The sequence below is a fragment of the Streptosporangium sp. NBC_01810 genome (assembly GCF_035917355.1).
GTDB lineage: Bacteria > Actinomycetota > Actinomycetes > Streptosporangiales > Streptosporangiaceae > Streptosporangium.
Genome location: NZ_CP109070.1, coordinates 6,802,588 through 6,827,767, shown reverse-complemented (window position 1 = coordinate 6,827,767; position 25,180 = coordinate 6,802,588). Strand labels below are relative to the sequence as shown.

The window sequence follows — 25,180 nt, the reverse complement described above, 5'->3', positions numbered from 1 at the left end:
GCATGAGCAGGGTTCTGCGTGCGAGCGCGATCATGGCGGCGGGAACGATGGTCTCCCGCGTCACCGGGTTCGTCCGGACGGCGGTGCTCGCCGCGGCCATCGGGACCTTCGCCCTGGGCGACGCCTACAGCGTGGCCTACACGATCCCGCTCATCCTGTTCGACCTGCTCATCGGCGGGATCCTGAGCAGCGTCGTGGTCCCGATGATCATCCGGCGGCAGAAGTCCGACCCCGACGGCGGCCAGGCCTACGAGCAGCGGCTGATGACGCTCGGGGTCGTCACGCTGACTCTGCTGGCGCTGGTCGCGGTGGCACTGGCCGGACCACTGATCAGCCTCTACAGCACCGACTGGGGCCCCAGGCAGACCGAGGTGGCAGTCAGGCTGGCCCAGTTCATCCTGCCGCAGATCGCCTTCTTCGGGATCGGCGCGATCGCCGGTGCGATCCTCAACACCCGTGACAGGTTCGCCGCGCCGATGTGGGCGCCGGTGCTGAACAACGTCGTAATGATCGGCGTCGCGATCGTCTACTACGTGAAGCTGGGCAAGGCGGGCACCGACGTCAACACGGTCACCGACTCCGACCTGGCGCTGCTCGGGCTCGGCACCACCGCGGGCATCGTGGCCCAGTGCACGGTGCTGGTCATCTCGCTGCACCGGGTCGGCTTCCGCTTCCGGCCCAGGTTCGACCTGCGCAACGCCGGGCTCGGCGAGATGGGCAGGACCGCGGTCTGGACCTTCGCCTACGTGGGGATCAGCCAGCTGGGCTTCCTGGTCACCACCAAGCTGGCGACCGGCGCGGGCGAGCGTGCGCCCGGCGCGGGAAACGCCGCCTACTCCTACGCCTACCAGTTCTTCCAGCTCCCGTACGGGATCATCGCGGTCTCGGTGATCACCGCCATGCTGCCCAGGATGAGCAGGGGCGTGGCCGACGGGAATCTGGACACGGTCAGGGAGGAGTTCTCCTCGGGAGTGCGGCTGGTTTCGATGCTGCTGGTGCCCGCCGGGCTGCTGCTGATGGTGCTCGGTCCCGCGGTGACCGTGCTGATCTTCTCATGGGGCAACATGACCGTCGACTCGGCGGTCTACATCGGCAACGTGCTGCAGATCTTCGGGCTGGCGCTGGTCCCGTTCTCGATCTTCCAGCTGCTGTTGCGGGTCTTCTACTCCTTCGGCGACACCCGCACCCCGGCCTTCCTCGCCCTCTGCAACGTGACGGTGAACGCCACGCTCAGCGTCGTCGCCTACTTCGCCCTGCCCGCGCGGTACATCCTGATGGGCCTGGCCGCCGCGTTCACCGTCTCCTACATGGTCGGCGTCGCGGTCGCCTGGACCCTGGCCTCGCGCCGGGTGCAGGGCCTGGGAGGGCGCAGGGTGGCCGCCGGGCTGTCCCGGATGTACCTGGCCGCGCTTCCCGCGGCGGCGCTGGCGCTCGGCGTGCTCTGGGTCACGCAGGAACTCACCGGGCTGGACGCGCTGAGCGCCGCCATCATGCTGGCGGCGGGCGGCGGACTCGGTATGGTTCTTTACTTGGCGATCGCCCACCGGATGCGCATCCCCGAAGTGAGTTCGATCGTTGGAATGGTGGCAGGACGGGTAGGCCGGTAACCCAAAGACTTGTCTCAAACGTCTGACAAGGCGAACACGGGCGGAACCGGCGCGGGACTACCATGGTGCGACACGTGTGGTGACATGCGGCTAATGGAAGCAGGAGGGCGTGGGCGGATCCACCCGGCATCATGTGATGTGTCTTGATGTGCCGACCTGGCGTGGTGCTGTCGTGTTCTCAGTTTCGGAGTCCTCATGAGTTCTCCCACCGTCGAGCCCGGCACCAAGCTGGCCGAGCGCTTCCGGCTCGAAGACCGCGTTCACGAGTCTGGGGGTGCCACGCTGTGGAAGGCCATCGACGAGGTGCTCGCCCGGCCCGTCGCCGTCCACACCTTCGACCCCGGCTTCCCACGCCTGAACGAGGTCGTCACGGCGGCCCGGGTGGCCAGCCGGTTGACCGATCCCCGTCTCACCCAGGTCTTCGACGCGACCGAGGACGACGGCCACTCCTACGTGGTCAGCGAGTGGGTGAGCGGTGAGACCTTCGGCGACATGATCGCGGGTGGCCCGCTCGACCCCGAGCGGGCCGCCGCGATGGTCGCCGAGGCCGCCGAGGCGCTGGCACACGCGCACGAGGCGAACCTCGCCCATCTCCGCCTGACCCCCGAGCACCTGGTGTGGACCGCAGGCAGCACGGTCAAGCTGCTCGGCCTGGGGGTCGACGCCGTCCTGGACGACGTGACCTGCGACGACGGGGCCCGCGAGGATGCCGAGGGTCTCGGTCGCCTGCTGTACGCCGGGCTGACCGGCCACTGGCCGGGTGAGGAGCACGACAGCGGCGGCCTGCCCGTCGCACCCATGAACGACGGGCACTTCTGCACGCCGCGCCAGGTCACCGCGGGGGTTCCCGGCTATCTCGACACCATCGTCTGCCGGACGATACTGCCGGAGACCAGGCGCGGGGCCGCCCCGCTGACCACACCCGCCGAGCTCGCCGAGGCCCTGGCCTCGGTGTCGCGGCCCAGCCCCCTGCCGATGCCGACGCCGATGCCCATGACGGCGCTGCCGGTGGCCTCCTCCCGCTCCGAGGGCATCGACACCGCGGCGCCCCAGCGCCACACGCCCCCTCCCCAGCACCATCACCATCACCAGCCCCGTCCGATGCCCCGCCAGGCGGGTGGCGGGATGCTCAACAAGGTCGCCATGACCGTCGTCGTGCTGCTGGTGATGGCGGCCGTCGGCCTGGGCGCCTGGACGCTCGGCCGCAGCATCGGCAACGCCGGCACCCCGGTCACCGGCGAGCAGGGCAGCACTCCCACGCCGACCGTGGCCACCGCCACCCGCGAGGTGAAACCCTCATCGGTCATCGGCTTCGACCCGCTGGGTGACAAGGAGGAGGGCAGCAGGTGGGCCTCGGGCGCGGTCGACGGCAAGGAGTCCACCGACTGGCACTCCGAGACGTACGACTCCGCCGACTTCGGGCGGCTCAAGAACGGTGTCGGCCTGCTGCTGGACATGGGCGAGGGCATCCCGGTCAGGCAGGTCTCGATCGATTTCGGTGGCACCTCGGGCGGCGCCGCGGAGCTCAGGGTCGGTGACTCGGCCGACCTCGACGCCCTGGCCGTGGTCGAGAAGTTCAGCGGGCTCTCCGGCAAGAAGACGTACACCGCGGAGGACCCGAAGAAGGGCCGCTACGTGCTCGTCTGGTTCACCAAGATGCCCACCTACCAGGGGAGGTTCCGCGGCCAGGTGCAGGAGATAAAGGTCCTCACGACCAAGTGACACCAGTGCGATTTGATCTGTTTTACGTGGCTTATTGCAGATCATCGGAGAATCCGTGGCACCATCTATCCCGTAGTGGTGTTCTCCCCGGACCGGTATAGCAGGACTCTCCTTGTGAATTCCCCACCCGAGACCCCGCCAGCGGCGGACCAGCAGACGGCGAAGGCCCCCGTGTCCGACGCCGACCTGCTCACCCGGCACATCGCCGGGGATCCGCACGCCTTCAGTGAGATAGTCAAGCGACATCGAGACCGCATGTGGGCGGTCGCCCTGCGCACGCTGGGCGACCCCGACGAGGCGGCCGACGCCGTTCAGGACGCCTTCGTCTCGGCCTACCGCAAGGCCGGGAGCTTCCGCGGCGAGGCGGCGGTGACCACGTGGCTCCACCGCATCGTGGTCAACGCCTGCCTCGACCGCATGCGCAGGAAATCGGTACGCCCGGTGGCCGACGACGAGCTCGTCGAGGCCGCGGAGCGTGACACCCCGGTGCTCGACCAGACGGCCGAGCGCGAGGTGTCCATGGAGGTCTCCGCGGCTCTGAAGCTGCTGCCCTCCGACCAGCGCGCCGCGCTGGTGCTCGTGGACATGATGGGCTACTCGATCGAGGACGCGGCCCAGGTACTGGAGGTGCCCAGCGGCACGGTGAAGAGCCGCTGCGCGCGTGGCCGGGCGAAACTCGCCCCGATTCTTTCCCATTTACGGAACCGATCAGACCTGTCTCGCGTCTCATCCGCGAAGGGAGCACAACTTCGTGACGGGTGATACGCACTACGACCTGGAGATCTTGGCCGAACTGGCCGAGGGGCTCCTCGACGCCGCCACGGCCATGCAGGTACGCGAGCATCTCGCGATCTGCGATCCCTGTGGTGAAAGTCTCGCCGACCTCGCAGCGGTCCGTGAGATGCTCGCGGTGACGCCCACACCGGCCATGCCGATGGGAGTCGCGCTGAGGATCGACCGTGCGCTGGCCGCCGAGGCCGAGAGCTTCCGTGGAGGTGGAGTGGGGCTGGTGGAAGCACCGGCCTGGGACGACATAATGCGTGACGCGCCGTGGGAGACGAGGTCTCCTTCCGAACCGGCGCCCTGGGAGAGTTCTCCTCTCCCCGAGCAGGAACCTGAGCCGGCCGTGCGGCTGGGGATCGTCGGCGACGACGGCACTGTGATCCCGGCGAGCCCGGCGAGCCCGGCAGGCCCGGCCAGACGTCGCGGTGCGACCCGGCGGCGCCGGTGGGCGATGCCCGCCGCCGCGGCGGCGGGCGTGGCGGCCGCGGTGATCGGCGCGACCGCGCTGGCGACCGGGACGCTCACCGCGTCCGGCCCGGATCCAGGGCCTCCCATCGCCCAGCCCGCGCCGAGGGACACGGTCCAGTACGCGCTGACCGACAGCAACTGGAACTACACCGACGCCGAGCTCCGCGGCTCGCTGCTCAACTACATCGGCCCCGCGACCATCGTCGGCACGGCCGACAAGTCCGGGATCGACAAGTGTGTCCGGCAGGTCTCGGCGGAGATCGGCAAGTCGCCTTTCGCTGTGGACCAGGGGTTCTACAACGGGCAGGAGGCCAACATCCTGCTCTTCTGGCAGAACCAGGCCAAGAACACCGTGCGTGTCCACGTCGTGGGCCCGCAGTGCGACGACGTGCGCAAGCCCGGACTCGCACGCTGGCAGTGATCGGGGAGGGCGCCCGGGGGTGATCGGCGGCGGGTGATCCGCGGCCTGAGCCCTCGCCCTCCGTGGGAAGGCCCGGCATGGATTCGTCCATGCCGGGCCTTCCCTTTCCACCGGTGGATCCCTCGGCGCACCGGGCGGGAATCACCTGCGCCTAGGATCTGTTGACGCCGGTGGCATCGACAGAGGAGAGGCACGAGCACTGATGGACGTCCGGAATGTAATCATCATTGGATCGGGTCCCGCCGGTTACACATCCGCTGTGTACTCCGCGCGTGCCGACCTCAACCCGCTGGTCTTCGAGGGATCCGTCACCGCCGGTGGCGCCCTGATGAACACCACCGAGGTTGAGAACTTCCCGGGCTTCCCCGACGGCATCATGGGCCCCGACCTGATGGACGGGCTGCGCAAGCAGGCCGAGCGGTTCGGTGCCGAGCTGATCGCCGACGATGTAGTGGAGGTCGACCTGACCGCCAGCCCCAAGGTCGTCAAGACCGTCACCGACACCTTCTACGCCAGGTCCGTCATCCTGGCCACCGGCTCCGGCTACCGCGAGCTGGGCGTGCCCAACGAGAAGCGTCTGTCCGGCCACGGCGTGTCCTGGTGCGCCACCTGTGACGGCTTCTTCTTCCGTGGCCAGGACATCGTGGTCGTCGGCGGCGGCGACACCGCCATGGAGGAGGCCACCTTCCTCACCCGGTTCGCCTCCTCGGTGACCGTCGTGCACCGCCGTGACGAGCTGCGCGCCAGCAAGATCATGCAGGACCGCGCGTTCGCCAACGAGAAGATCCGCTTCGTCTGGGACAGCGAGGTCGTCGACGTGCTGGGCGAGAACAAGGTGAGCGGGGTTCGCCTGCGCAACCTCAAGACCGGCGAGGAGTCCGAGCTGGCGGCCACCGGCCTGTTCATCGCGATCGGGCACGACCCCCGCACCGAGCTCATCAAGGGCCAGGTGGAGCTCGACGACGAGGGCTACATCAAGGTCGACGCCCCCTCGACCCGCACCAACCTCGACGGCGTCTTCGCCGCGGGCGACGCCGTCGACCACACCTACCGGCAGGCGATCACCGCCGCGGGCACCGGCTGCGCCGCCTCACTCGACTCCGAGCGCTGGCTGGCCGATCACGACGGCGAGTGACGCCGGTCCGCGAGACAGACATCAGGCATCAGGTTACGCATCAGGTACAGAGGGAGAGCAGGACATTGGGCACCATCAAGAACGTGACCGACGCCAGCTTCGAGGCCGACGTCCTCAAGAGCGACAAGCCTGTGATCGTCGACTTCTGGGCCGAGTGGTGCGGCCCGTGCCGGCAGGTGGCGCCGATCCTGGAGGAGATCGCCGGTGAGCAGGCCGAGAGGCTGACCATCGTCAAGCTGAACATCGACGAGAATCCGGCAACGGCCACGAATTACGGCGTACTCCAGATTCCCACCCTGAACGTCTATAAGAACGGAGAGGTTGTGAAGCAGATCATCGGCGCCAAGCCGAAGGCCATGCTGCTTCGCGAGCTCGAGGGCATCATCTAGGCCCCCTGCGGCCGGCCGCCCCCCACGGCGCCCGCCGTATCACCCGCTTCCGAGCGGCACACCCACCCACAGAAAGCCCCCCGTCTCACCGCGGGGGGCTTTCACATGCGCCGGACGTGCCGGACCTCGGCTCTCCAGGTCGCGGTCATGGGGGGAGCGCGCGGACTCCAGGGGGTGCCGTGCAGGCTCCAGATGGTGCCGTACGGGGCTCCAGAGGGTCTCAGACAGGCCGCAGGGCCCTCTCCGGACTCATGGACCCAAGGAGCCTCTCCAGTGCCACCTCGACGTCCTCACGCCACGAGACGGCGTTCTTGAGCTCCAGGCGGAGGCGGGGGAAACGCAGGTGCGGACGGACCGTCTTGAAACCCACCGAGAGCAGGTAGTCGGCGGGCATCAGGCACGCGCCCGGCTGCTCCCACTTCAGGTCGCCGAACGCCTCGATCGCCCGCACCCCGCGCCGGGTCAGATCCTTGGCCACCCCCTGGACCAGCATCCGGCCCAGGCCGCCCCCGGAGAACTCCGGGATGATGTGCGCGGTCATCAGCAGCACCGCGTCCGCACTGACCGGCGAGGTCGGGAAGGCCACCGAGCGCGGCACGTAGTGCGGCGGCGCGTAGAGCACGAAACCGGCCGCCACCCCGTCCACATAGACGATCTTGCCGCAGCTTCCCCACTCCAGCAGCGTGGAGGAGATCCACGCCTCCTTCTCCAGCCCCGGATCACCGGCCTTCACCGCCCGATCCGCGTTGACGGGATCGAGCTCCCAGAAGACGCACCGGCGGCAGCGGCGCGGCAGGTCGTCGAGATTGTCGAGGGTGACGTTTGCCAGCCGACGCGACACCTGTTGGCCCCAATCCTGGCGAGACGAGTGCAAGCCATGGCGAAAAACGCGCGAAAACGGCGTCTCCAGCTGGCATCGTAGCCCAGTGCGGGTCCTGGTTTCAGGAGGTCCCGTCCCCACACTCAGACGACTGCAGCCTCTGACGTAACCTGGTTTCTCTAATATGAGCGCATTGTGCTCCACACAAGCTAGGAGGTGGACCGTGCCCCAGGATAAAGATCACGGTCAGGCCATCGCTCCGACCCAGGGATCGCGCATCGACGCCTATGTCGACCGGTACGCGGCACGAGCAACCGGGATGGTCGCCTCCGAGGTTCGAGCTCTTTTCTCCGTCGCGTCGAGGCCCGAGGTGGTCTCGCTCGCCGGCGGGATGCCGTACGTCACCGCCCTGCCCCTGGACGTGGTGGGGGAGCTGGTCGCCGACCTGGTCGCCAAGCGCGGTCCCGTCGCGCTCCAGTACGGCTCCGGCCAGGGCGACCCGCACCTGCGCGAGCAGATCTGCGACGTCATGCGGATGGAGGGGATCGAGGCCAACGCCGACGACGTCGTCGTGACGGTCGGCTCCCAGCAGGCCCTCGACCTGATCACCCGGATCTTCATCGACCCGGGTGACGTCGTGCTCGCCGAGGGCCCCTCCTACGTCGGAGCCCTGGGCACGTTCTCCGCATACCAGGCCAACGTCATCCACATCGCGATGGACAGCGAGGGAATCGTCCCCGAATCGCTGGCCCAGACCATCTACGCCCTGCAGAGCGCGGGCAACCGGATCAAGTTCCTCTACACGATCCCCACGTTCCAGAACCCCGCCGGGGTGACGCTCAACGCCGCGCGCAGACAGCAGGTCCTGGAGATCTGTCAGCGGGCCGACGTGCTGATCGTCGAGGACAACCCGTACGGCATGCTCGGCTTCGACGGCGAGCCCATGCGGACGCTGCGCGCCGACAACGCCGACGGCGTGGTCTACCTCGGCTCCTTCTCCAAGACCCTGGCCCCCGGTTTCCGGGTCGGCTGGGCGCTCGCCCCGCACGCCGTCCGCGAGAAGCTGGTGCTGGCGATGGAGTCCGCGGTTCTGTCGCACTCCTCCTTCACCCAGCTGGCCGTCGGCCAGTATCTCGCCACCCAGCCCTGGCGTGAGCAGATCAAGTCGTTCATAGAGCTCTACCGCGAGCGCCGCGACACCATGCTCACCTCGCTGGAGGCCCTGATGCCCCCCGGCGTCACCTGGACCCGCCCCGCCGGCGGGTTCTTCGTCTGGGCCACCCTCCCCGAGGGGCTCGACTCCAAGGCGCTCCTGCCCCGCGCGGTCGCCGAGCGGGTGGCCTTCGTGCCGGGCACAGGTTTCTTCGCCGACGGCGGCGGAGCGCGGAACATGCGGCTCTCCTACTGCTATCCGGAGCCCGACCGCATCCGCGAGGGCGTCCGCCGCCTGGCCGGGGTGATCGAGCAGGAGCTCCGCGTCCGCGACACGTTCGGAACCGGCTCGTCCCCGGACCGCATCGGAGTCGACACTCCGGGCCCGGACCTCGCGTAACCCACCACCCGGCGGGTGTCCCGCGAAACGGGACACCCGCCGGGATGAGTTCTCCCCTACCGGTGCCGTACGGTGACTTCCTGTGCCGGTGCGCGGTGATCCAGCCGGTCCCGGGCCGCGCGCGACGAGAGCGACAGGACAGGCCCGGAGCGGGCCTTGATGAGAGGTATATCGGATGAGTGACCTGGGCCATGTGCTCGTCCTGGCGGGCGGACTCTCCTACGAGCGGGAGGTCTCGCTGCGTTCCGGCCGGCGGGTGAGCGAGGTGCTGCGCGGAGCGGGCATCTCCGTGGAGACCCGCGACACCGACGCGTCACTGGTTCCCTCCGTGCTCGCGGACCCGCCGGACGCGGTCTTCGTCACCCTTCACGGCGGCGCGGGCGAGGACGGCGCCATCCGTACGGTGCTCGAACTCCTCTCCGTCCCCTACGTCGGCGCCGGCCCCGACGCCTGCCGGGTCGCCTACGACAAGCCAACCGCCAAGACAGTCGTCCGCTCCTTCGGCCTGCGCACCCCCGAATCGGTGACGCTGCCCAAGGAGACCTTTCACGACCTCGGCGCCTCCGCGGTGCTGGCCCGCATCGTGGAGCGCCTCGGCCTGCCCCTGTTCGTCAAGCCGTCCCGCGGCGGCTCCGCGCTCGGCGCGTCGATAGTCCGCAGTGCGGAGGAACTTCCCGCCGCCATGGTCGGGTGCTTCGCCTACGGCGACACCGCGCTGATCGAACGCTGCGTCGACGGTGTCGAGGTCGCCGTCTCCGTGGTCGACCTCGGGAACGGGCCGGTGGCCCTGCCTCCCGTGGAGATCGTCCCGAACGAGGGCGTGTACGACTACGCGGCCCGCTACACCGCCGGGCACACCGAGTTCTTCGCCCCTGCCCGCCTCTCACCCGAGGTCTCCGCGGCCTGCGCCGAGATGGCCGTGACCGCGCACACCGCCCTCGGTCTCCGGGACATCTCCCGCACCGACCTGATCGTCGACGCGGACGGTCTGCCCCACTTCCTCGAAGTCAACGTCGCCCCCGGCATGACCGAGACGTCCCTCCTCCCCATGGCCGCGGAGGCCGCCGGCGACGACCTCGGCACCCTCTGCCGGATCCTCCTCGAACAGGCCGCCGCCCGCGGCGCCTGACCTCTGCTCGCTCCCCGGGAGTCCGAAGCGCGACAGGGTCCGGGCGGGGCCTGGAGCGGCCCTGACGGGAGCGGCCCTGACGGGACCGTCCGGCCAGGAGAACCGGCCCGATCATCAGCCGATCGAGGGCCGGTGAGGGCACGAAGGCCGAGGGCGGGAAGCCGGTCGGCGGCCCGCTGGAGGGCCGGGGCCCCAAGACCCGATGAGAAGCCGGTCGGCGGTCCGCAACGGCCCGCCGAAGGGCTGGACCCAGGTCGGCGGGAAGCCGACCAGAGGTCCGCGACGGCCCGCTGGAGGGCCGGCCCCAAGGCCGGCGGGAAACCAGCCGGCGGTCCGCGACGGTTCGGACGGGGGCCGTACCGACGAGCGGGCCGCCCCCTACGCTGGCCGTGTGCTGACCTCCACCTCATTCCCCAAGAGCTTCGCCAGCGACAACCACGCGGGCGTGCATCCTGCGGTCCTCACCGCCGTCATCGAAGCGAACACCGGAGATGCCCCCGCTTACGGCGAGGACGTCTGGACCACCGCGATGGAGGACGCCTTCCGCGCCGAGTTCGGCACCCAGGCGACCACCTACCCGATGTTCAACGGCACCGGAGCCAACGTTGTGGGACTGGGGCTCGCGCTACGGCCGTACGACGCGGTGATCTGCCCGGTCACCGCCCACATCAACACCAATGAGTGCGGCGCGGCCGAACGCGTGCTCGGCGTCAAGCTGGTCACCGTCCCCACCGATGACGGCAAGATCTCCGTGGACGACGTCCGGGGCCTGCTGCCCGTGCTGGGGGATGCGCACCACTCCCAGCCCAGGGTCGTCTCCATCTCCCAGGTGACCGAGTGCGGCACCTGCTACACCGCCGACGAGATCACCGAGCTCGCGGAGTTCGCGCACGCGCACGGCCTCTTCCTGCACATGGACGGCGCCCGGCTGGCCAACGCGGCGGCCGAACTTGGCTGCTCGCTCCGCTCTCTCAGCACGGACGCGGGGGTGGACCTGCTCAGCTTCGGCGGCACCAAGAACGGCGCCATGGGCGCCGAGGCGCTCGTGGTCCTCCGCCCGGAACTGGACGCCCCGACACCGTTCCTGCGCAAGCAGGGAATGCAGCTCGCTTCCAAGATGCGCTTCGTCTCCGCCCAGCTGACCGCACTCCTCACCGATGACCTCTGGCGCGAGAACGCCGCGCACGCGAACGCCATGGCCCACCGCCTGGCAGCGGGCGTCGCCGACCTACCCGGCGTCTCCCTGCGCTACCCGGTGCAGTCCAACGCCGTCTTCCCCGCCCTCCCGGAGAAGGTCGTCGCGGAGCTGCAGCAGCGCTATCTCTTCCATGTCTGGGACGCGGCCGAGAGCGTGGTCCGCTGGGTGACCTCCTTTGACACCACCCCCGAGCAGGTCGACGCCTTCCTCGCCGACATCCGTCTCGCCGTCCAGGGAGCGGCCGGCTCCTGAGTGGCGGCCGTTTCACGTGAAACACGGCCCGCCGCCGCGCGGGTCTGTAAACACGGCCCGCCGCCGCGCGGGTCCGTCATCCTCCGAATGTGAACCTCGGCGTTTCCGTACGGCGGACGACCCGCCCGCGCCGATCGGCGCTCGATGTTTCACGTGAAACGGCAGCGTCTCCGTCGGGGCGACAGCGAGGGTCACGGCCGCATCGCCCCCGGCCGACCTCGGTGCGCCGATGTCGAGGCCGGAGCGCTTGGCGGCCACACGGCCCTGAGGCTTCACGTGCGTGCACGGTGAAGCGCGCCGACTCGGGGGGCTTCACTCGGTCATCGAGGTGGCGTACGACGGCCAAGGGGGCGTCGGGCGGGGAACGGGGGGAGTGTCCGGGAGTACGAGAACGGCCTCCCTGTTTCACGTGAAACAGGGAGGCCGTTCGAGCGAAGAGCCATCCGGGGATTCACCGGCTCACAACGGGTGCGCCATGGGCCCGCGTGCACGAGCCCTCCCAGGTCGGCGAGAAATCATCCTTCCGCCACCTTCAGCGATCCCGGAGCCATCGTGTCGATGATGCGCTCCAGGTCGTCGATGGTCGCGAACTCCACCACGATGCGTCCCTTACGTCGGCCGAAGTCGACCTTCACCCGGGTCTCGAAGCGGTCGGAGAGACGGTCTGCCAGGTGCCGGAGGGCGGGCTCCTCGGCGGGCTTGGCCCGGGGAGCTCTCGGAGTCGGAGCCGGGGCGGCCTTGGCGTCGCCCACGGCCACGATCTCCTCGACCGCGCGGACCGACAGCAGCTCGGCCGTGATCCGGTGGGCGAGATGCTCCTGGGCGGCGGGGTCGTTCAGGCCGAGCAGAGCCCGCGCGTGGCCCGCGCTGATCGTTCCCGCCGCGACCTTGAGCTGTACTCCGGCCGGCAGGTTCAGCAGGCGCAGCGTGTTGGTCACGTGTGAACGGGAACGGCCGACGCGGGTGGCCAGCTGCTCGTGGGTCGCGCCGAAGTCGTCGAGCAGTTGCCGGTAGGCCGCCGCCTCCTCCAGGGCGTTGAGCTGCTCGCGCTGGAGATTCTCGATGAGCGCGTCGAGCAGGAGCTTGTCCTCCTGGGTGCTCCGCACGATCGCGGGGATCTTGGAGAGCCCGGCGAGCTTGGAAGCGCGCCAACGACGCTCGCCCATGACCAGCTCGTAGCCTCCATCGCCCGTCGCGCGCACCACGACCGGCTGGAGCAGGCCGACCTCACCGATCGAGGTGGCCAGCTCCCTCAGGGTCTCCTCGTCGAAGACGTCGCGAGGCTGGCGCGGGTTGGGCGCGATGTCCTCGACCGGGATCTCCAGGAAGTAGGCCCCCGCGACGGGCTTGGGGCCCGGCTGCTCCGGTACCACCGGCTCCGGGGCGACCATCGTCACGGTCATCGACGCGGGTGTCTCGGCGACGACGGCCGGGCCCGTCGGGATGAGGGCCCCCAGTCCCCTGCCCAGCCCTCTCGGCTGCTTACTCACTGCCCCTCCCGAGGCTCAAGGTGTCGCCCTCACTGGCATGTCCGCGGCCACGGCCACGGGGTTCGCGGTGCTCATACGGCCACACCTCGATAAGCGATCTCACGAGCGGCGTCCATGTAGGCCATCGCGCCGCTGGAGCCCGGGTCGTACGTCATGACCGACTGACCGTAGCTCGGGGCCTCGGAGACGCGCACGCTTCGGGGGATCAACGTGCTCAACACCGTCGCGCCGAAGTGGGAGCGGACCTCGTCGGCGACCTGGGAGGCCAGGCGGGTGCGTCCGTCGTACATCGTCATGAGGATGGTGGAAAGGTCAAGCGTGGGGTTCAGATGGGCACGGACCAGATCCACGTTCCTCAGCAGCTGCCCGAGACCCTCCAGCGCGTAGTACTCGCACTGGATGGGGATCAGCAACTCGTTCGCGGCCATCAGCGCGTTGACGGTCAGCAGGCCGAGCGAGGGAGGGCAGTCAATGAGGATGTAGTCGAACTCAACGGCGTCGTAAGCGGTCAGCGCGCGCTGCAGGCGAGCCTCACGGGCGACCATGGAGACCAACTCGATCTCGGCACCGGCCAGGTCGATCGTGGCGGGAGCGCAGTAGAGACCCGGCATGTCCGGGACCTCCTTCACCACCTCCGCGAGCGGCATATCCTCCACGAGCACCTTGTACATGTCCGGTACGTCGCCGCGGTGCTCGACGGCCAGGGCCGTCGAGGCGTTGCCCTGGGGGTCGAGGTCGACCACGAGCACCCGCTGGCCGTGCATGGACAGCGCCGCCGCCAGGTTGACCGACGTGGTCGTCTTCCCGACGCCGCCCTTCTGGTTGGCGACGGTGAAGATCCGGGTTTTGGGAGGGCGGGGCCAATCTCCATCTCGGACCCCGGTGGAACCTCTGGGAGCGGCGCTGGTCTTCCGGGTCGATGTTTCACGTGAAACCACTGAGCTGAGTGCCTCTCGTACCAGCGGCGAGTCGCCGGGATTAAGGGGGGTCTGGGTCACGGTCGTCGTCCTTTCAACCGGCCTGACTGCGGCACCGGGAGCCGGTGCCGGCCAGCCCAGACCGGAAAGGCTTCCTTGTGGCAAAGCGGCCGAATCCTCGGGCCAGCCCAGACCGCTCGTCGCGCTGGCAATCGCACCTGTACGGTCGTTCACTGGCCTCGTACTCGCTTTGCTCGGTTTATCTACTGGCCTCGCGTTACCTGCCTCGCGAGGCGCGATCCTTCCGGCGAGCGGCCTTCCGCGCTCCTTCGGGAGCTCGACCGGCGACCACCCGGATGAGAGTTGCGGGCGGCTCGACCTTACCGTGCCCAACCGATGTGAGCTCAGCGGTTTGAACCCCACTCGACCGCAATTGCCGCTCGGCGTCCGCCAATTCCTCCGCGGCACGCTCGCCCTTCATGGCCAGCAGCTCGCCACCCTCGCGCAAGAGGGGGAGCGCCCACTTCAGCAGGCGGTCGAGCGGCGCCACCGCACGGGCGGAGGCGACGTCGAACTCCCGCCTGCCCGCGAACTCCTCCGCACGGCCGCGCAGCACCTCGACGTTGCCGAGCTTCAGCGACTCCACACACTCCTCCAGAAAGACCGTCCTGCGAAGAAGCGGCTCCAGGAGGGTGACGGTGATGTCGGGCCGTACGATCGCCAGGACCAGTCCCGGCAGTCCGGCGCCGGAGCCGATGTCGACCAGGCGCGCGTCGGCGGGCACGGCCTCGGCGATCACCGCGCAATTGAGCAGGTGGCGGTCCCAGATGCGCGGCACCTCCCGCGGGCCGAGCAGCCCGCGCACCACCCCGGGGCCGGCCAGCAGTTCCGCGAACGCCTCCGCCCTGGCCCAGGCGTCACCGGCGAACACCTCGCGCGCGACCTCGGGCGGCTCAGGGATCTGGTCACTCACTCGACGCTCACTCTTCCCTCGGAAATGTCGGGGTCAGGCCGGTCTTAAGGCTAACGGCCCGCCTCGACGGCACCGTACGGCGCGGGCCCCGAACTCGTACGCCGCCGCCGACATCGTATGGAACAGGCCACGAAAAAGGCCGCCGCCCCTGGAGAACCAGGAGCGGCGGCCTCTGCTTGTCCGCGCCGTCGTCAGACGGGGAGGACCACCACGAAACGGCGGGGCTCCTCGCCCTCGGACTCGCTCCGCAGGCCCGCCGCCGCGACGGCGTCATGCACGATCTTCCGCTCGAACGGGGTCATCGGCTGCAGCGACTTGGGCGCGCCGATCCGCTTGACGTCCGCCGCGACCTTGGTGCCAAGCTCGCGCAGCTCGCTCCGGCGGCGGTCACGGTAGCCGCCGATGTCGAGCATCAGGCGCGACCGCTCACCTGTCTGGCGGTGGACCGCGAGGCGGGTCAGCTCCTGGATGGCCTCCAGCACCTCACCGTTGGGGCCGACCAGATCGCCGCCCTTGATATCGACCACCGACACCACCGCGCGATCACCTTCGACATCCATGTCGATGTCACCGTCGATGTCGGCGATGTCGAGCAGACCCTCGACGTAGTCCGCCGCGATCTCGCCTTCCTGCTCCAGGGCGGCGAGATCGGGAGCCGCCTTCACGGGCTCCCTCTCGGCCTCGGCCTCGGTCACGTCCGGCCACTCCTTCGTGCTGTCGGGATGAGACGTCAGGACTTCTTGCTACCGGCCCGCTTGCTGCGGGGCTGGCGGGTGGGCTGCTGGCGGACCACCTTGGGCTCCGGCACAGACGGCACCTCAGGCTCGGGCGCGGTCTTCTTGACCTTGCTCAGCAGGCTCGGCTTGGGCTCGGGGGTCGTGACGTTGCCCTTCGCGTCGACCACCGGAGAGGGGTTTCGGCTGTAGAACCAGTGCTGCTGGCCGAGGGTCCAGAGGTTCGTGGTGACCCAGTAGAGGATCAGGCCGAGGGGGAAGTTCAGCGAGAAGATGGCGAACAGCGGCGAGACGTACATCAGGATCTTCTGCTGCTGTGCCATCGGGTTGTCCGGCATCTGGGCCATCGAGCGGGTCACGCTCTGCCGGACGGTGAGGAAGGTGGTCAGCGAGCTGATCGCCACGAAGATGGCGAGCACGACCTTGGTTATGATCGGGTCGGCGCCCAGCTTGATGATGTCGCTCGAACTGGTGAAGAAGGTCGCCGGGACCGGCGCGCCGAAGATGTGGGCCGCCCTGGCGCTGTCCATCATCTGCTGGGTCATGCCGAACTTGGGCACCGGGCTGTTGGCCATGGCCTGGAGCACGGTGAACATCGAGATGAAGATCGGGAACTGTGCCACGATCGGCAGGCAACCACCCAGCGGGTTGGCCCCCTGCCCCTGGTACAGCGCCATGACCTCCTGGTTCATCCGCTGCTTGTCGTTCTTGTAGCGCTTGCGGATCTCCTGGACCTTGGGCGCCAGTTCCTGCATCTTCTTCGACGAGCGCATCTGCTTGAGGAAGAGCGGGAAGATCAACAGCCGCATCAGCACGGTGAGCGTGATGATGGTCAGCGCCCAGTTGAGCCCGCTGTTCCTCGGAATGAAGGTGCTGTAGCCCTCGTGGATCCAGGTGATCACTTGGGCCACGGCCGTGTAAAGCCAGTTCAGCCAGGACAGCTCCACCGAGCTAGCTCCCTTGCGTTTCGTCGGACCGGCCCGGGCGCGGGGGCACCGGGTCAAAGCCTCCGGGATGGAATGGGTGGCAACGCCCGATTCTCCGGATCGTCAACCATGTACCGCGCAGCGCGCCGTGAACGGCCACGGCTTCGAGACCGTAGGCACTGCACGAGGGGTGGAAACGGCAACGGGGACCCAGCAGAGGGCTCACGAAGGCCCGGTAGAACCGGATCGGAGCCATCAGGATCCTGGCAGCCGGAGAAATCCCGGCGGTCTGCTGCGCCGTCATCATCGCCCATCCATGCGAGCCCCGGGGGGCTCCAGCCGCCTGAGTAAACGATTCAGCGCGACGTCGAGTTCGGCGGCAATGCGCTCGCTTCGCGCGGACGCGGCCGGTGGATTGGCGCGTACAACAAGCAGGCTACCTCGTGGAAGCCGGTCGAGACGGTCTCGCATGAGGTGTCTCAGCTGACGTTTGACCCGGTTTCTGATCACCGCGCCTCCCACGGCGCGGCTCACCACGAATCCGACCAGGGGAGGGTCGTCGCTGTCGACGCGCATGCCGAAATGCGCGACCAGGGTGGGGCGGCCTGCTCGGCTTCCCCTTTTGATCGCGTCGGCGAAATCGTCGCCCCGGCGCATGCGGGACCCGGACGGCAACACAAGAGACCTTGGTGACCCTGGGCAGGTACGCCCGTCGCCCGTCGGCATCGCTGCCGACGGGCGACGGGCTCTGCTGCCTTGGCCCGGCGAACCGGGCTCAACGGATGCGTCAGGCGGAGAGCTCGGCGCGGCCCTTACGACGACGAGCGGCGAGAATGGCGCGGCCGGCGCGGGTGCGCATGCGGAGCCGGAAGCCGTGGGTCTTCGCACGACGGCGGTTGTTCGGCTGGAAAGTACGCTTGCTCACGAGTGGGCTCCAGGCTCAAGACGCATCCCCAGCACATGGGGACGCTCGACAGTGGCTGGCCTGCCAGATGCGGGGCATGCGAAATAGCCGCCGCGTGGCAAGCCGACCGTCGTACGTTACGGGGCAGGCGCGCCCCAGGTCAAACCGGAGAACGTCCCAGAGCGCGCGAGTACAGGTTATCCACCTTTCCACAGGCACGTTTTCCACCGGCGCCCCGCCGTCCACAGGATGTGCACTCTGTCCCCCCCGTACTGCCACTAGGCTGTGGACAACGTCTTGTGCACAGCTGTGGACAGGACTACCGTCGGCTCCTCCGAACCCTCTCTCCACTGCGAGGACGCGTCGGACCGCGGGTAACAGACTGTGCACAGCCTGTGGATTCGGTGTGGATATCGAACGGTGCCCACGAAGGTGCCACCGGACGCCCGGCCTGTGGACAACGGCGAGATCCGGTGCTTCCGGCGGCCATCGATGTGGATAAACAGATCGCGGTAGGCCAGCGGGGGCCGCGTCGGGAGGAGCGGAGCCGACCCATGGACGGAACGGACCTCAGCGCGGTCTGGGCGAGGGCGCTGGAGAACTCCCTGAACGAGAACGTCCCGTCTCAGCAGCGGGTCTGGCTCAGCATGACCCGGCCCTTCGGCCTCATGAACGACACGGTGGTGCTCGCCGCACCCACGGATTTCGCCAGAGACGTCCTGGAGAACAAGCTTCGTCCGCTTATCAGTCACGCGCTCTCCCAGGAATTCGGCCGCCCGATGCGGGTGGCGGTCATGGTCGATCCCAGCGCGGCGGGTCCCGAGCCCGGACTCGCCTCTCGCCAGGACCCTTATCCCCAGGCACAGCCGCAGGGTTATACACAGGCCGGCGGGGCCCAGCAGGGTTATACGCAACCGGCAAACCCCCAGCACCACGGGGGTTCCGGGCCTCATCCTCCCTACCAGGGAGGTAACCCGGCCGCCCAGCCGTCCACCGAATATCCACAGGCTCAGCCGTTCTCCTACCCGTACCAGCAGGCCGAGGAATCCCCCCAGCCGTACCGCCTCACAGAGCCGTCCCAGGCTCCCTCATCGGGGGACCAGAGCCCCGGATACACCCGCGGCGGCTACACCGCGCCCTCGCCGCGTCCCGAGCCCGACTCCTTCGACCGCGGCGCGCCCGCGGTGCCCGGCGCGGGCGGTGTGCAGAACAGGTGGGACAGCCGCGGGAGCCGGACACAGGGCGAGCCGGCCCGGCTGAACCCGAAGTACACCTTCGAGACCTTCGTCATCGGCTCCAGCAACCGTTTCGCCCACGCGGCCGCGGTCGCGGTGGCCGAGGCGCCTGCCAAGGCGTACAACCCGCTGTTCATCTACGGCGACTCGGGTCTGGGCAAGACCCACCTGCTGCACGCGATCGGCCACTACGCCCAGAGCCTGTACGACGGCGCGCGGGTGCGGTACGTGAGCTCCGAGGAGTTCACCAACGACTTCATCAACTCCATCCGCGACCACAAGGCCGACAACTTCCGGGGTCGCTATCGGGCCGTGGACATCCTGCTGGTGGACGACATCCAGTTCCTGGAGGGCAAGGAGCAGACGCAGGAGGAGTTCTTCCACACCTTCAACACCCTGCACAACTCCAACAAGCAGATCGTCATCTCCAGCGACCGGGCGCCGAAACAGCTGGTCACGCTGGAGGACCGGCTGCGCAACCGGTTCGAGTGGGGCCTGATCACCGACGTCCAGCCGCCCGAGCTGGAGACCCGGATCGCGATCCTGCGCAAGAAGGCGATCCAGGAGGGCCTGGCCGCGCCGCCCGAGGTGCTGGAGTACATCGCCAGCCGCATCTCCACCAACATTCGCGAGCTGGAGGGCGCCCTGATAAGGGTGACCGCGTTCGCCAGCCTCAACCGGCAGTCGGTCGATCTGCAGCTCACCGAGGTCGTGCTCAAGGACCTGATCACCGAGGACGCCGGGTCGGAGATAACGGTCGCCACGATCATGGCCTCCACCGCCGCCTACTTCGGCCTGTCGATCGACGACCTGTGCGGCGGGTCGCGCTCGCGGGTCCTGGTCACCGCCCGCCAAATCGCCATGTACCTGTGCCGGGAGCTGACCGACATGTCGCTGCCGAAGATCGGCCAGCAGTTCGGCGGCCGCGACCACACCACGGTCATGCACGCCGACCGGAAGATCCGCTCCCTGATGGCCGAGCGCCGCTCGATCTACAACCAGGTCAACGAACTCACCACCAGGATCAAGCAGCAGTCGCGCAATGGGTGAGGTTTTTCACCCCATGATGCACAGGCTGTGGAAAACCTTGTGGATCAACGACTCGCGGGGACGAGGAAGGCTCCGAGGCGTCCACCCATGATCATCTGCAAACAAGCCGGTCCGAACGCTGTTCGGAGACTGTGGACAACTCTGGGGAGAAGTTGTGGACAACCTGGGGACAACCTGTGGACAACCTGGGGACGCCCTGTGTAGAGAGTTTTCCACAAGGACAAAACGACCTCATACCCGGTGGATAACCTGGGGAAACCTCGTGGATAACCGGTGGACAGAGGGCACCGAATCTGGGGACGGCCTGTGGGTACTCTGCGGTTCTCCCCAGCCTCAAGAGTTGTCCACAGTGGTCGCCCACAGCCCCAGTGGATGAAAAAACCGCACTTGACCTGCGGAAACAATGGCTTTCCACAGTATCCACACCCCCTAATACGATGGCCACTTGTATCTCTACTAGAAACCCCAAGAGCCATAAGAGGGGTTCCGGGGGAGCGCAGGTGCAAGACAGTGAACACTTGAACCCCAAGCACCGAGCAGACGGCGCTCGATACACAGGAGGCAGATCCACGTGATGTTCCGGGTCGACCGAGACGTGCTCGCTGAGGCGGTCGCATGGACGGCGCGCAGCCTGCCGGCGCGTCCCTCCGTGCCGGTGCTGGCCGGCATGCGTCTTGAGGTCACTGAGAACGGGCAGCTCAAACTCTCGGCCTTCGACTACGAGGTCTCCGCCGAGGTGACCCTCGAACTGCAGACGGGTGAGGCGGGCGTGGTGCTCGTCTCAGGCAGGCTCCTCGCCGAGATCACCAGGGCGCTCCCCGCGCAGCCCGTGGATTTCGTCGTGGAGGGAGCCAAGGCGGTCGTCACCTGTGGCAGCGCCCGGTTCACACTCCTGACCATGCCTGTGGAGGACTATCCCTCCCTGCCGACCATGCCACCGGCCGCGGGGAGGGTGGGCAGCGACGTGTTCGCCTCCGCAGTCGGCCAGGTCGCCGTGGCCGCGGGCAAGGACGACACCCTGCCGATGCTCACCGGCGTGCGCGTGGAGATCGAGGGCGCCACGGTCACCCTCGCGGCGACCGACCGCTACCGCCTCGCCGTAAGGGAGCTGAACTGGCAGCCGGACCAGCCCGACTTCTCGGCGATCGCGATGATCCCCGGCCGGACCCTCGCGGACACCGCCAAGGCCCTGGGGGGCACCGGTGCCGAGGTCGAGATCGCGATGAGCTCCGCGGGGGGCACCGGTGAAGGCATGATCGGCTTCTCCAGCGCGGGACGCCGCACCACCACCCGGCTGCTCGACCCCGAGTTCCCCAAGTACCGCTCGCTGCTGCCCACCGAGTTCTCCGCCTGCGCGCAGCTGCCGACGGCCGCCTTCGTCGAGGCCGTCAAGCGGGTGGCCCTGGTCGCCGAGCGCAACACGCCGGTACGGCTCGCCTTCCGCGGCGACGAGGTCGTCCTGGAGGCGGGCAGCGGCGACGAGGCGCAGGCCGTCGAGGTGCTTCCCGTCGAGTTCGAGGGCGAGGACATCAACATCGCCTTCAACCACCAGTTCCTGCTGGAGGGCCTCGGCGCGATCGACTCCGACGTGGCCCGACTGCAGATGACCACGTCCACCAAGCCCGCCATCCTCACCGGCGGCAAGCCTGTGGACGACGGAGGAGTTCCCGACTACCGCTACCTGATCATGCCCATCCGGCTCTCCAGCTGATGGTGGGGGTGCCACGGTCGGACGCACCGCGGCCCGAGGCAGGTGAAGAGGGGCCGTGGCTCAAGGCGTGCCTGAACGGCGCCAGGAGGCCAGGAGACCAGCCGGCCCTCCCCGTGACCCCTCCACAGCTCGCTGAGGCGGCCCGTGAGGCCCGTGAGGCGGGTGCGGGCGCTGTTCACATGCATCCGCGCGACGAGGCGGGCAGCGAGTCGCTCAGCGCCGTCCACATCGGGGCGGCGGTGCGCGCGGTGCGCGCGGCGTGCCCCGGGCTCCCCGTGGGGGTGAGCACGGGGCTGTGGATAACCGGCGGGGATGTGGACGCGCGGCGCGCGGCCGTCCGCGGCCGGGCCGGGGGGAGGAGGAGCCGACCTGGATTCTGCTGGTCGAGACGGGGCGGCCGGGGCCGGTCACGCGCATCGGCCTGGAGGACGTCCTCCACGGCCCCACGGGTGATCCGGTAGGCGGGAACCCCGTGCTGGTAGGGCTTGCGCGGGCACGGCTGACGTAGGTGGATGATTGAAACCCTGAAGGGGGTTCTCGTATGCAGATCGGCATGGTCGGGCTGGGCAAGATGGGCGGCAGGATGGCCGAGCGCCTGCGCCGCGGCGGCCACGAGGTCGTCGGCTACGACCGCGATCCCGCGGTCAGCGACGTCTCCAGCCTGGAGGAGCTCGCGGAGCGGCTCCGGCCGTCGCGCGCGGTGTGGGTCATGGTGCCCTCCGGCGACCCGACCCGGGCGACGATCGAGGCGCTCGGTGACGTGCTGTCCCCCGGCGACCTTCTCGTCGACGGAGGCAACTCGCACTACGTCGACGACCAGAAGCACGGCGCCGCTCTGGCCACCAAGGGCATCGGGTTCGTCGACTGCGGCGTGAGCGGCGGCGTCTGGGGGCTGGAGAACGGTTACGCGCTCATGGTCGGCGGCGACGGCGCCGACGTCGAGCGGATGATGCCGATCTTCGAGACCCTCAAGCCCGAGGGCGAGGACGGCTTCGTCCACGCCGGCAGGATCGGTGCCGGTCACTTCGCCAAGATGGTCCACAACGGCATCGAGTACGGCATGATGCAGGCCTTCGCCGAGGGCTGGGAGTTGCTGGAGGCCTCCGACATCGTGACCAACGTGCCCGGCGCCTTCAAGAGCTGGCGGCAGGGCACGGTCATCCGCTCCTGGCTGCTCGACCTGATGGTCCGCGCACTTGAGGAGGACCCCGCCCTGGAGCAGCTCGAGGGCTACGCGCAGGACTCGGGCGAGGGCCGCTGGACGGTCCAGGCGGCCGTCGACCTCGCGGTCCCGCTGCCTGTCATCACCGCCGCCCTGTACGCCAGGTTCGCCTCCCGCCAGGACGACTCGCCGGCCATGAAGGTCGTCGCGGCCCTGCGCAACCAGTTCGGCGGCCACGCGGTCACCTCCAGGGCGGGTTCGGCGACCAAGGGCGCCGACTCCCCGGGCGCCGACGTCACCCCCCCGGTCGAGGCGGCCGGCTAGTACGGCGTTCCTCATCGGAAGCGCGGATCCACCCGGGCTCCGGGCATCGTGAAGGCCGCCCCGGCAGCCTCGGCCGCACGTTCGCGACCTCCGTTGCGGAACGAAGTGCCGGTTCCCGCGGCGCACGGCTCGCGTCATACCTTTTCCACAGGGCGCGAGCCGTGCGGGCGCCGGAGGCCACGGTGACGGACGGGGCCGACTAATCTTCCTGGGGTGCATGTCGCCCATCTCTCCCTGACCGACTTCCGGTCCTACGAAACCGTCGATCTCGGCATGGAGCCGGGGGTCACGGCCTTCGTCGGGCACAACGGCACGGGAAAGACCAACCTGGTCGAGGCGCTGGGTTACGTGGCGACGCAGGCCAGCCACCGGGTCGCCAACGACGGGCCGCTGGTCCGGCAGGGCGCGGCGCGGGCGATCGTACGCTCGGTGGTGGTGCGCGACGACCGGCGGGCGCTGATCGAGCTGGAGATCAACCCGGGCAGGGCCAACAGGGCCAGGCTGAACCGCTCGCCCGTCTCCCGCACGCGTGACGTCGTCGGCCTGCTGCGCACCGTTCTGTTCGCTCCGGAAGACCTCTCCATGGTCAAGGGCGATCCCTCCGAGCGGCGCCGGTTCCTCGACGATCTCCTGGTGGCCAGGACGCCCAGGTTCGCGGGGGTGCGCGCAGACTACGACCGGGTGCTCAAACAGCGTGGCGCGCTGCTGCGCACGGCCGCGCAGGCCCGGCGGGGGCGCGGCCGGAGCGCCCGGCGGGCCGAGAGCGACACGGCGTTCGCCGAGGCCGGGGCGGGAGACCCGCTGAGCACCCTTGATGTCTGGGACGCCCACCTGGCCACACACGGTGCCGAGCTGCTCGCGGCCAGGCTGGAGCTGGTCGAGACACTGCGCCCCCTGGTCGCCGCCTCGTACGCCGCTCTCGCGCCCGACTCCGCCCCCGCGAGGCTGGAATACCGCGGCACCCTGTCCGCGGACGCCGGCACCGGCCACGTCGATCGCGTCGATCGCGTCGATCGCGTCGATCGCGTCGATCGCGTCGAGCTCGCGGAGCGGCTGCGGGCCGGTCTGCTGGAGGTTCGCGCCGCCGAGCTCGAACGCGGCGTCACCCTCGTCGGCCCGCACCGCGACGACCTGTTCCTCGGTCTGGGAGAGCTGCCTGCGCGCGGCTACGCCAGCCACGGTGAGTCGTGGTCGTACGCGCTGGCGCTCAGGCTGGCCGCCTACGACCTGCTCAGGGCCGACGGCGGCGACCCGGTCCTGATCCTGGACGACGTCTTCGCCGAGCTGGACAGCAGGCGCCGACGCCGCCTGGCCGAGATGGTCGCCCCCGCCGAGCAGGTGCTGATCACCGCCGCGGTCCCCGACGACGTGCCGAAGGAGTTGGCCGGAGGCCGTTTCGACGTGACGGAGGGAGGTGTGGCCCGTGCCCGATGACGCAGAGCCGGGATCCGGTGGTGCCGGGGCGGACGCCGCGGCCCCCAGAGCGGCGAGGAGTGCGGCCGCCAAGGGGGCGGCGATGGCCAGGGAGAAGCTGGCCCAGGCCAAGTCGGACGCCGCCAGGCGAGGGCAGCTTCCCCGCAGGGAGCCGCGCCGCAGGGCGTCCGGGCCGCGCAGGGACGCGGGTGATCCCCAGCTCTTCGGCAGGGCCATCGCCGACCTGCTCGCCGACCGGGGCTGGGAGCAGCCCGCCGCGATCGGCGGGGTCTTCGGCCGCTGGCACGAGATCGTCGGCCCGGACATGGCGGCCCACACCAGGCCGGAGACCTTCGCGGAGGGCGAGGTCGTGGTCATCGCGGACTCCACCGCCTGGGCCACCCAGGTGCGTCTGCTGGCAAGGACCCTCGTAAGAAGGTTGAATGAGGAGCTCGGGGACGGAACGGTGCAACGGGTCAAGGTTCGCGGACCGCAGAACGGCCCTCGATCCAGCGGCGGCCTACGAGTCACCGGAAGCCGCGGTCCGGGCGACACATACGGCTGATCCGACGATCAAAAACGGATCAGCAGCCTTTCTGGCGCGATGAACCCCGCCCCCGTAGGGGGATGTTCAAGACGATGATCGTCACGCGACAGGCCATTTCAGGGGCCGTCAATGCCACACGATGTGCTCTGAGCCGCTAGAATGAAATCGAATTCCGGACACGTCCGTTTGCGTGTCACCCCCGGCGTGTGTGCCGGCTCCCCTGGGTGGACGCATCGGGGCATTCACGACGGTGACGGGCACGGCGGGGCTACACGTTTGTCTCCCTGCCGCGTGTCCGCGGCAGGAGGATTTCGCACT

General features: G+C 69.0%; 24 protein-coding genes. 15 read left to right on the top strand and 9 right to left on the bottom strand.

Annotated elements, in window-relative coordinates; genetic code table 11:
- The first annotated feature begins 2 nt into the window (after nucleotides 1-2).
- The 6 genes from murJ (at nucleotide 3) to trxA (ending at nucleotide 6,525) form a co-directional block, all read left to right on the top strand.
- Nucleotides 3-1,607, top strand: a complete 1,605-nt coding sequence (gene murJ, locus OIE13_RS30830; protein ID WP_326646212.1) for a murein biosynthesis integral membrane protein MurJ — start codon at nucleotides 3-5, stop codon at nucleotides 1,605-1,607.
- A 195-nt stretch (nucleotides 1,608-1,802) separates the two neighbouring features.
- Entirely contained in the window at nucleotides 1,803-3,329 is a 1,527-nt protein-coding gene (locus OIE13_RS30825; protein ID WP_326646213.1) for a protein kinase family protein, read from the top strand.
- Between the two features lie 114 nt (nucleotides 3,330-3,443).
- Nucleotides 3,444-4,091 carry an RNA polymerase sigma factor SigM gene (gene sigM, locus OIE13_RS30820; protein WP_326646214.1) on the top strand — a complete coding sequence of 216 codons (648 nt, stop codon included), beginning with the start codon at nucleotides 3,444-3,446 and terminating at the stop codon, nucleotides 4,089-4,091.
- Complete coding sequence (locus tag OIE13_RS30815) at nucleotides 4,081-5,001, top strand: zf-HC2 domain-containing protein (protein ID WP_326646215.1); 921 nt, start codon at nucleotides 4,081-4,083, stop codon at nucleotides 4,999-5,001. The genes sigM and OIE13_RS30815 overlap by 11 nt, the downstream gene beginning before the upstream one ends.
- A 199-nt stretch (nucleotides 5,002-5,200) precedes the next feature.
- Nucleotides 5,201-6,136: a thioredoxin-disulfide reductase gene (gene trxB, locus OIE13_RS30810; protein WP_326830323.1), complete on the top strand. Its 936-nt coding sequence runs from the start codon at nucleotides 5,201-5,203 to the stop codon at nucleotides 6,134-6,136.
- Nucleotides 6,137-6,201: 65 nt separating this feature from the next.
- On the top strand, nucleotides 6,202-6,525 hold the full coding sequence (trxA, locus tag OIE13_RS30805) for a thioredoxin (protein ID WP_326646216.1): 324 nt from the start codon (nucleotides 6,202-6,204) through the stop codon (nucleotides 6,523-6,525).
- A 220-nt stretch (nucleotides 6,526-6,745) separates the two neighbouring features.
- Here the strand turns inward: trxA and OIE13_RS30800 are convergent, their stop codons facing one another.
- Nucleotides 6,746-7,366 carry a GNAT family N-acetyltransferase gene (locus OIE13_RS30800; protein ID WP_326646217.1) on the bottom strand — a complete coding sequence of 207 codons (621 nt, stop codon included), beginning with the start codon at nucleotides 7,364-7,366 and terminating at the stop codon, nucleotides 6,746-6,748.
- A gap of 298 nt (nucleotides 7,367-7,664) precedes the next feature.
- Between OIE13_RS30800 and OIE13_RS30795 the strand changes: the two genes are divergently transcribed.
- The 3 genes from OIE13_RS30795 to OIE13_RS30785 all read left to right on the top strand — a co-directional run bounded on the left by OIE13_RS30795 (nucleotide 7,665) and on the right by OIE13_RS30785 (nucleotide 11,476).
- Nucleotides 7,665-8,897, top strand: coding sequence for an aminotransferase-like domain-containing protein (locus tag OIE13_RS30795; protein WP_326646937.1), 1,233 nt, complete (start codon nucleotides 7,665-7,667; stop codon nucleotides 8,895-8,897).
- Nucleotides 8,898-9,072: 175 nt separating this feature from the next.
- A complete protein-coding gene (locus OIE13_RS30790; protein ID WP_326646218.1) occupies nucleotides 9,073-10,026 on the top strand; it encodes a D-alanine--D-alanine ligase family protein in 954 nt (317 codons plus the stop codon).
- 391 nt (nucleotides 10,027-10,417) lie between these two features.
- Nucleotides 10,418-11,476, top strand: a complete 1,059-nt coding sequence (locus OIE13_RS30785; protein WP_326829081.1) for a threonine aldolase family protein — start codon at nucleotides 10,418-10,420, stop codon at nucleotides 11,474-11,476.
- Nucleotides 11,477-11,991: 515 nt separating this feature from the next.
- Here OIE13_RS30785 and OIE13_RS30780 read toward each other — a convergent pair.
- The 8 genes from OIE13_RS30780 to rpmH form a co-directional block, all read right to left on the bottom strand.
- Nucleotides 11,992-12,966 carry a ParB/RepB/Spo0J family partition protein gene (locus OIE13_RS30780; protein WP_326646220.1) on the bottom strand — a complete coding sequence of 325 codons (975 nt, stop codon included), beginning with the start codon at nucleotides 12,964-12,966 and terminating at the stop codon, nucleotides 11,992-11,994.
- Between the two features lie 71 nt (nucleotides 12,967-13,037).
- Entirely contained in the window at nucleotides 13,038-13,964 is a 927-nt protein-coding gene (locus OIE13_RS30775) for a ParA family protein (RefSeq protein WP_326646221.1), read from the bottom strand.
- A 196-nt stretch (nucleotides 13,965-14,160) separates the two neighbouring features.
- Nucleotides 14,161-14,856: a 16S rRNA (guanine(527)-N(7))-methyltransferase RsmG gene (gene rsmG / locus OIE13_RS30770; protein ID WP_326646222.1), complete on the bottom strand. Its 696-nt coding sequence runs from the start codon at nucleotides 14,854-14,856 to the stop codon at nucleotides 14,161-14,163.
- A 191-nt stretch (nucleotides 14,857-15,047) separates the two neighbouring features.
- Complete coding sequence (locus OIE13_RS30765) at nucleotides 15,048-15,551, bottom strand: Jag family protein (RefSeq protein ID WP_326646223.1); 504 nt, start codon at nucleotides 15,549-15,551, stop codon at nucleotides 15,048-15,050.
- A 35-nt stretch (nucleotides 15,552-15,586) separates the two neighbouring features.
- Complete coding sequence (gene yidC, locus OIE13_RS30760; protein ID WP_326646224.1) at nucleotides 15,587-16,537, bottom strand: membrane protein insertase YidC; 951 nt, start codon at nucleotides 16,535-16,537, stop codon at nucleotides 15,587-15,589.
- Between the two features lie 4 nt (nucleotides 16,538-16,541).
- Nucleotides 16,542-16,823: a membrane protein insertion efficiency factor YidD gene (gene yidD, locus OIE13_RS30755; protein WP_425583256.1), complete on the bottom strand. Its 282-nt coding sequence runs from the start codon at nucleotides 16,821-16,823 to the stop codon at nucleotides 16,542-16,544.
- On the bottom strand, nucleotides 16,820-17,242 hold the full coding sequence (gene rnpA, locus OIE13_RS30750) for a ribonuclease P protein component (protein ID WP_326646225.1): 423 nt from the start codon (nucleotides 17,240-17,242) through the stop codon (nucleotides 16,820-16,822). Before rnpA ends, yidD begins: the two co-directional genes overlap by 4 nt.
- 61 nt (nucleotides 17,243-17,303) lie before the next feature.
- The gene (rpmH, locus tag OIE13_RS30745) at nucleotides 17,304-17,441 is read right to left on the bottom strand and encodes a 50S ribosomal protein L34 (protein ID WP_010849920.1); all 138 of its coding nucleotides are present in this window, start codon (nucleotides 17,439-17,441) and stop codon (nucleotides 17,304-17,306) included.
- Nucleotides 17,442-17,974: 533 nt separating this feature from the next.
- Between rpmH and dnaA the strand changes: the two genes are divergently transcribed.
- From dnaA to OIE13_RS30720, 6 genes are all read left to right on the top strand, one after another.
- Nucleotides 17,975-19,705, top strand: coding sequence for a chromosomal replication initiator protein DnaA (gene dnaA, locus OIE13_RS30740; protein ID WP_326646226.1), 1,731 nt, complete (start codon nucleotides 17,975-17,977; stop codon nucleotides 19,703-19,705).
- Between the two features lie 571 nt (nucleotides 19,706-20,276).
- Nucleotides 20,277-21,416, top strand: coding sequence for a DNA polymerase III subunit beta (gene dnaN / locus OIE13_RS30735; RefSeq protein WP_326646227.1), 1,140 nt, complete (start codon nucleotides 20,277-20,279; stop codon nucleotides 21,414-21,416).
- Nucleotides 21,416-21,877, top strand: coding sequence for a 3-keto-5-aminohexanoate cleavage protein (locus OIE13_RS36860; RefSeq protein WP_442816024.1), 462 nt, complete (start codon nucleotides 21,416-21,418; stop codon nucleotides 21,875-21,877). Before dnaN ends, OIE13_RS36860 begins: the two co-directional genes overlap by 1 nt.
- A gap of 80 nt (nucleotides 21,878-21,957) precedes the next feature.
- Complete coding sequence (gnd, locus tag OIE13_RS30730; RefSeq protein ID WP_326829079.1) at nucleotides 21,958-22,902, top strand: phosphogluconate dehydrogenase (NAD(+)-dependent, decarboxylating); 945 nt, start codon at nucleotides 21,958-21,960, stop codon at nucleotides 22,900-22,902.
- 213 nt (nucleotides 22,903-23,115) lie between these two features.
- Complete coding sequence (gene recF, locus OIE13_RS30725; protein WP_326646229.1) at nucleotides 23,116-24,336, top strand: DNA replication/repair protein RecF; 1,221 nt, start codon at nucleotides 23,116-23,118, stop codon at nucleotides 24,334-24,336.
- Nucleotides 24,326-24,880 (top strand): DUF721 domain-containing protein, encoded by a 555-nt coding sequence (locus OIE13_RS30720; RefSeq protein ID WP_326646230.1) that lies wholly within the window; start codon nucleotides 24,326-24,328, stop codon nucleotides 24,878-24,880. The genes recF and OIE13_RS30720 overlap by 11 nt, the downstream gene beginning before the upstream one ends.
- The last annotated feature ends 300 nt before the right edge of the window (nucleotides 24,881-25,180 follow it).